Source organism: Streptococcus sanguinis (assembly GCF_020729765.1).
Lineage (GTDB): Bacteria > Bacillota > Bacilli > Lactobacillales > Streptococcaceae > Streptococcus > Streptococcus sanguinis_Q.
The window spans coordinates 1-6,341 of record NZ_JAJEPD010000083.1; the positions used below are offsets into that span (position 1 = coordinate 1).

Annotated in this window: 7 protein-coding genes; 6 read left to right on the top strand and 1 reads right to left on the bottom strand. The window is 44.6% G+C overall.

Translation table 11 applies throughout. The features are described from left to right. Positions 1-199: 199 nt before the first annotated feature. Positions 200-1,153, top strand: coding sequence for a 50S ribosomal protein L11 methyltransferase (gene prmA / locus K4H96_RS11015; protein ID WP_223337941.1), 954 nt, complete (start codon positions 200-202; stop codon positions 1,151-1,153). Beyond that, on the top strand, positions 1,154-1,906 hold the full coding sequence (locus tag K4H96_RS11020; protein WP_223337940.1) for a 16S rRNA (uracil(1498)-N(3))-methyltransferase: 753 nt from the start codon (positions 1,154-1,156) through the stop codon (positions 1,904-1,906). It begins immediately after the preceding gene. A gap of 43 nt (positions 1,907-1,949) precedes the next feature. On the opposite strand, the gene K4H96_RS11025 is transcribed toward K4H96_RS11020, so the two are convergent. Continuing rightward, positions 1,950-4,361: a bifunctional 2',3'-cyclic-nucleotide 2'-phosphodiesterase/3'-nucleotidase gene (locus tag K4H96_RS11025; protein WP_223337939.1), complete on the bottom strand. Its 2,412-nt coding sequence runs from the start codon at positions 4,359-4,361 to the stop codon at positions 1,950-1,952. Positions 4,362-4,614: 253 nt separating this feature from the next. Here K4H96_RS11025 and K4H96_RS11030 point away from each other — a divergent pair, with 253 nt between their 5' ends. The 4 genes from K4H96_RS11030 to K4H96_RS11045 all read left to right on the top strand — a co-directional run. Further along, positions 4,615-4,911 (top strand): WXG100 family type VII secretion target, encoded by a 297-nt coding sequence (locus K4H96_RS11030; RefSeq protein ID WP_002916176.1) that lies wholly within the window; start codon positions 4,615-4,617, stop codon positions 4,909-4,911. A gap of 79 nt (positions 4,912-4,990) precedes the next feature. Then, entirely contained in the window at positions 4,991-5,410 is a 420-nt protein-coding gene (locus K4H96_RS11035; RefSeq protein WP_227956529.1) for a DUF5082 domain-containing protein, read from the top strand. Between the two features lie 15 nt (positions 5,411-5,425). Continuing rightward, positions 5,426-5,689 carry a hypothetical protein gene (locus K4H96_RS11040; RefSeq protein ID WP_227956530.1) on the top strand — a complete coding sequence of 88 codons (264 nt, stop codon included), beginning with the start codon at positions 5,426-5,428 and terminating at the stop codon, positions 5,687-5,689. Between the two features lie 28 nt (positions 5,690-5,717). After that, the coding region (locus K4H96_RS11045; RefSeq protein WP_227956531.1) for a hypothetical protein at positions 5,718-6,341 on the top strand (624 nt) is incomplete at its 3' end.

Here is a 6,341-nt window from a genome sequence, read left to right on the forward strand (position 1 = left end):
ATTAAATACAGGAAGTATTGAATTTCGTTATAGAGACTTTAATATTGATAAACCTGTAAGTATATATTCTATATTTGTGGTACATTATGGTTTGAGAAAACTTTTTTCAATAGATCCGAAAAAACAAAGTGAGCAAAGTGGACAAAATATCAAGTATGAATGATAAAAGACTATAAAATCAAGGGGTGTATATTATAACATGGACACTTGGCAGGAATTAACGATTGAAGTGAAGCGTGAGGCGGAGGAAGCTGCATCGAATATTCTGATTGAGCTGGGCAGTCAGGGTGTGGCTATCGATGACAGCGCAGATTATCTGGGGCAGGTTGACCAATATGGTGAGCTTTTTCCAGAAGTTGAGCAGAGCGATCGGGTCAAGATTACCGGCTACTACCCGGATTCGGTGGATATAGAGGCTGTTGCGGCTCAGGCCAATGAGCGTCTGGCTGAGCTGGATGGCTTCGGTTTGGAGACGGGAAATATTCAGCTGACTCGGCAGGAACTGGCTGAGGAAGACTGGGCGGACAACTGGAAGAAGTACTTTGAGCCGGCTCGGATCACCCACGACTTGACTATTGTGCCGTCATGGACGGAGTATGAGGCGACAGCTGGTGAGAAGATTATCACGCTGGATCCTGGCATGGCCTTCGGTACGGGCACTCACCCGACGACCAAGATGAGCCTATTTGCGCTGGAGCAGGTCCTGCGGGGCGGTGAAACGGTGTTGGATGTAGGCACGGGCAGCGGCGTTCTCTCCATTGCCAGCTCACTCTTAGGCGCTAAGGACATCTACGCCTATGATTTGGACGAGGTTGCAGTGCGCGTGGCTCAGGAAAATATTGAGCTCAACCCTGGTATGGAGAACATCCATGTGGCGCCGGGGGATCTTCTCCGAGGTGTAGAAATCAAGGCGGACGTCATTGTTGCCAATATCTTGGCCGATATTCTCATCCATCTGACAGAGGATGCCTATCGTTTGGTCAAGGATGAGGGCTATCTGATTATGAGTGGGATTATTTCTGAGAAGTGGGAAATGGTGCGCGAGTCAGCGGAAACGGCAGGATTTTTCCTGGAAACGCATATGATTCAGGGCGAATGGAATGCCTGTGTCTTTAAGAAAACGCAGGATATTTCAGGCGTGATAGGTGGTTAGATGCAGCAGTATTTTATAAAAGGAAATCCTCAGTCTCCTCTGGTTGTCACGGATAAGGACACGGCCAGACATATGTTTTCGGTCATGCGGCTCAAAGAGGGCGATCAAGTCACACTGGTCTTTGATGATGGCGTGAAACGACTGGCTCGGGTGTTGGACCCCAGTCAGCAGAGCTTGGAAATCTTGGAGGAGCTAGCAGACAATACTGAGCTGCCGATCCAAGTGACCATTGCTTCGGGCTTTCCCAAGGGAGATAAATTAGAATTTATCACTCAGAAGGCAACAGAGCTGGGAGCCAGTGCTATCTGGGCCTTTTCAGCTGACTGGTCGGTGGCCAAGTGGGATGGCAAAAAGCTAGCTAAAAAGAGTGAAAAGCTGGAGAAAATTGCTCAGGGAGCAGCGGAGCAAAGCAAGCGCAATCTGATTCCTGAGATTCGGCTCTTTGATAAAAAGGCAGACTTTCTGGCAGCTTTGACAGACTTTGACCGCATCATCGTGGCCTATGAAGAATCAGCCAAAGAGAGAGAAACTGCAGCTCTAGTCCGAGCTCTGTCTGGCTTGGCAACCGGAGCAAAAGTTCTCTTTATCTTCGGACCGGAGGGCGGTCTATCGCCAGATGAAATAGCTGCCTTTGACCAAGCAGGCGCTGTATCGGCTGGTTTAGGTCCACGTATCCTGCGGGCTGAAACTGCTCCGCTTTATGCCTTGACGGCAGTTAGTGTTTTGTTGGAATTGAGCAATGACAGTCTTTAAAAAGCAAAATTAGCAGCCAAAATGGCTGCTGATTTTTTAATCATTATTGTCTTTCTCGTTTTTTGAAGGCGAAGATTCCTGCAAGTCCGGTCATGACAAGTGCCAAGAGTCCGAGCGAGGACGTATTTTCTCCGGTTGCTGGGAGGCTTTCTGCCCCTGCCTGTCTGTGAGACGCTTGCTTGTTTGTGCTAGGGGCAACAGCAGTCAAGACAGGGAAATCTACTCTACTATGCTGCAGATTGGCTGCTTCGACTGCGATAGTCGGAGAGCTTGGCTGCTCAATTGGCACTGGTTCAGTCTTCGGTGCGATGTAGACGAATTTGTATTCGCCGAATCCTTCTTGGGCAGAAGCTGCTAGATAGACGATGTCTCCGTCTGTACCAATCAAGTTCTTGGCCGTATCAGCTGTCAGGAAGCGCAGATCCAGTCCCTTGATGGTATCAGCGAAATGCCAGTTTTGATCTGCACTTGGATTGATATTTTTGACAGCCAAAATATAGTTGATGATAGCTTGGCGGTTTTCCAGATTGAGCAGACGGTTGAGGCTGGCTTCTCGAACACCAGGGAAGTTACCGTTAGACCGGTAGTTGTTGGTCACGACGATAAATTCCTGATTTGGGTCAATCTCCTTGCCTTGGTATTTCAGGTTGCGGACCCGACTGGCATTTGGGTTGGCCAGTTTGCCTTCGCGGTCGTATTTGTTAGGCTGGGTAATGTCAAACTCATAGGTAACACCGTCGATAACATCAAAGTTATAAGTCCGGTAGTCAGTATTGACCAGATTTTGCGGTTGGTTATTATTTGGGTCAATGGTGTTAAATTGGCCAGCTGACATTTCCAACCATTCTTTGAGCTGGGCACCGTTGACCTTGAGGATGGCAGTTACATTATCGTAGAGATAGAGGTCTGCTACGTTCTTGATGGCAATAGGACCAGCTGGAATGTCTGTGTAAGCCGTTGCGTCCCCACGAGTTCCTGCCTTGAAAGGCGCTGCTGCAGACAGGATAGGAAGATTGGCTTCAGGCGTGCCAGCCAGCTCTTGCTTAGCATACCAAAGCTGAGCATTATTGACGATTTGCACGGATGGATCGTCTTTGACCAGTGAGAAGTAGCTTGTAATCGGTGCAGTCGTAGTACCGACTTGCTGGCGGACATAGTTGATAGTCCCTTGGTGGGATTCTTTGGCAATGTCAATGACGCGCTGATCGGCTACATTAGACTTGGTATCTACCTTGCGGATAGAGCCCTTGCTGTCAGTGACTTTCCATTTACCATCGGTATAGTTTAGCTTGAGGTCAATGACGCCCAGATGGTCGCCGTATTTTCCAGCCATGGTTACTGGAGTACCGTTGATTTTACCGTTGACACCGTCTACGCCAGGGTATTTTTCGTAGAAGCCAGTTCCGTTTCCGCTTGGGAATTCTGCGTGGGAATGGCCCGTTACAACAGCATCCACACCTGGCAGGCTAGCGATTTGATAACCTTCATTTTCCTCGCCTTTTTCATACTTGTCATCTCCGATACCAGAGTGAGAAAGTACCAAAGTGATGTCTGCACCAGCCTTGCGCATCTCAGGAATGATGTCTCGAATAGCCTCAACAGAATCGCGAACGACCACTTTTCCTTCTAGGTTTGCCTTATCCCAGTTGAGAATCTGTGGCGGTACAATCCCAGTCACACCAATCTTGACGGTCGTCAAGCGTCCCTGAGTATCCGTAAAGGTTTTTTCGATGATTTTGTAAGGCTGATAGATGAATTTACCAGTCGCTGGATCCAGCACATTGGCATTGACAATAGGCAAGCCAGCTGTCTCAATCACGCGGTTCAGATAGTCCAGGCCGTAGTTGAACTCATGATTGCCTAGCGTACCAGCTTCAAAGCCCAGAGCCTGTAGAGCAGCATACATAGGGTGCTGCTCGCCCTTCTCCACAGGATTCACAATGGCCTTGTAGGTTCCAAGCGGCGTTCCTTGGATGGTATCGCCATTGTCCACCAAGAGGACGTTCGGATTTTCTTTCTTGGCCTTCTCGATTAGCACGGCTGTTTTAGCCAGTCCTAAGGTCTCCACCGGCTTGTCCTGATAGTAGTCGTAGTTGACCAAGTTGGTATGGAGGTCGGTCGTTGCCAAGATACGAACATCGACAGTCTGTCCCTCCACGGGTTTAGTATCCTCAGTAGCTACTACATTGCGAGCCATAGCCATCAGAGCATCAGCGTTTCCGCTGGCATTTTCTGGGGAAATAGCAGAGCTAGGATCCGTGCTCTCTGGTGTCGCAGAAGCTTCAGTTGGACTTGTAGCAGTCGTTGGTTTTGATTCTGCTGCGCTGCTTTCTACTGGGGCAGGATTAGCAGTGACTGCTGGAGCATTCTCATCAGCCTGAACAGCATTTACAGCTGCCGCAAGAGCCGCTGCGCTCAAAAGCACAACTGTTTTTTGAAGGGATGATTTGGACATAATATCTCCTTTGTTAAAATGAATTTCAGACTTTTATTATACTATATTAAAGCGCTATCGGCAATAATTTTTGGGGAAGAAGTTTCTTGATATCTATAGCACTACGTACTAAAAGTCTAAATATAGACCATAACATAATAAGAATATAAAAAAATAATAGGTGAATACTTGACAATCATTAACAAAAGAGTTAAAATTACTAACGTAACCTGTTCTATTAAGAACAAATAAATTATGAATAAGGAGTCCAATTATGGCAGAAATTTCATTATCCCCAGAAGAACTCACCTCGCAAGCAGCAGTTTATTCTAATGCACGCGATCAAATTGAATCAGCTATTCAGGCAGTAAATAGTGCTAACGGCGAAATGCAAGTACACTGGAAAGGTAGTGCTTTCAAATCTTATCTTGACCAATATCAACAATTGCATGGTGATGTGGTTAAATTCCAAGAATTGTTGAGTTCTATCAATCAACAATTGGTTAGTTATGCTAATACTGTATCGGAACGTGATACAGCGGATGCAAATAGCTTTGGTTTCAAAGGATAAGAAAACTCTGGAATGGAGGGATGGGATTGCTTCCTATCTCTCTTTCATTTTAGTCGAAAGTAGTTAGAGGAGAATGAAAATGTCAGATGCATCTTATTACCAAGGACTAGCTAATCAAGAATCTCAAAATTACAACAATGCAATTTCTCAAAAAGCAGCCGTAGATGMAAAGATTTCTCGCTTAGARACKGCCAAATCRGACTTGTCCACTCAGATAAATAATTTTCAGACRGGTATTATAGATGCCTTAACGAAAATAAAAGGAGAAGATGGATCTCAGTTTAAAGGAGATCKGAAGACTAAATACGCAGAAAAACATAATTCTGCTAATACTGCTGCTTCAACCAATAAAACAAGCCATGACACAAATTTGAGTAGTATAGATACTAAGATTGAGAGCCTTCAAACAGAGTCGGCCAACTTACAGACAGCAGCAGATACGGCCTATAATAATATGCTTAATTATCAGTCTTTGGCAAATTCAGCTAGTTCAGAATAGAGGATGGGAAGATAAATGGCAAATACAGGAACAGATTATGGTGCTTGGACGGGACTTACTTCTACAGTTAGTACAAGTATCTCTGGGATAGSAGATATGGCAGAGTTAACTTTTTCAGCAACAACAATGACTCCTTTTACATCTTTTAATGACGAGATTAAGTCATTTAATACAGCGATTAGCAGTCTCAAAACTTTCACGACAACAGATGTAACTCGTATGAATCAAGCGGCTGAAAATAAAGTGACTGATGACCAAAATCAAGCAAATGCTAAATAGGTAAGTTAGCAGAAAGGAATGTTAGGAAATGGACGAAGTAGCTGSGCTTTATGAAATTTCTTTAAACCGACTCTCACTTTTAGAAACTAATGGTGAAATATTGAAACAAGTTGGTTATTCTATTACTCAACAGGGGGGAGCTTTTCGGGAGCTCCAGTTTGCTTTCTTTAATCATAAAATGTCCTACATATACAAAAGTATGTTAGGAGATCCTGTGGAATTCCAATTTGATTGGGCGGTTAGGGAACTAACAATTATGTATATGGGATCAAAAGTAACAATGACTATGTCTCAGTTTAATTCTTGGTTAGCATATACAGACTTACTTCTTTCTCCAGTTTTACCATTGGGAACCTTGGTAGAGTTGCGCCTAGAGAAATTATCTCCTAAATTGGTAGAAATGATGAAGGAAGCACAGATTCCCTGTAGAGCAGTTATCTTAGGTAGAAGAGTGCTTTTGGGTCCTGAAAGCAGAGGTTATATAGATTATCTTGTGAGTCTTTATCCATATGRTCTAAGGCCAGATGTGGAACCGATATATATACCTGCTTATTATATCAGAGAGGTTCTTCAGGAGGGTCATAGTGATGATTTTGATAAAGACTATGTTAAAAGGCAATATCGGGTAGATTATTTTAAACAAAATTTAGTT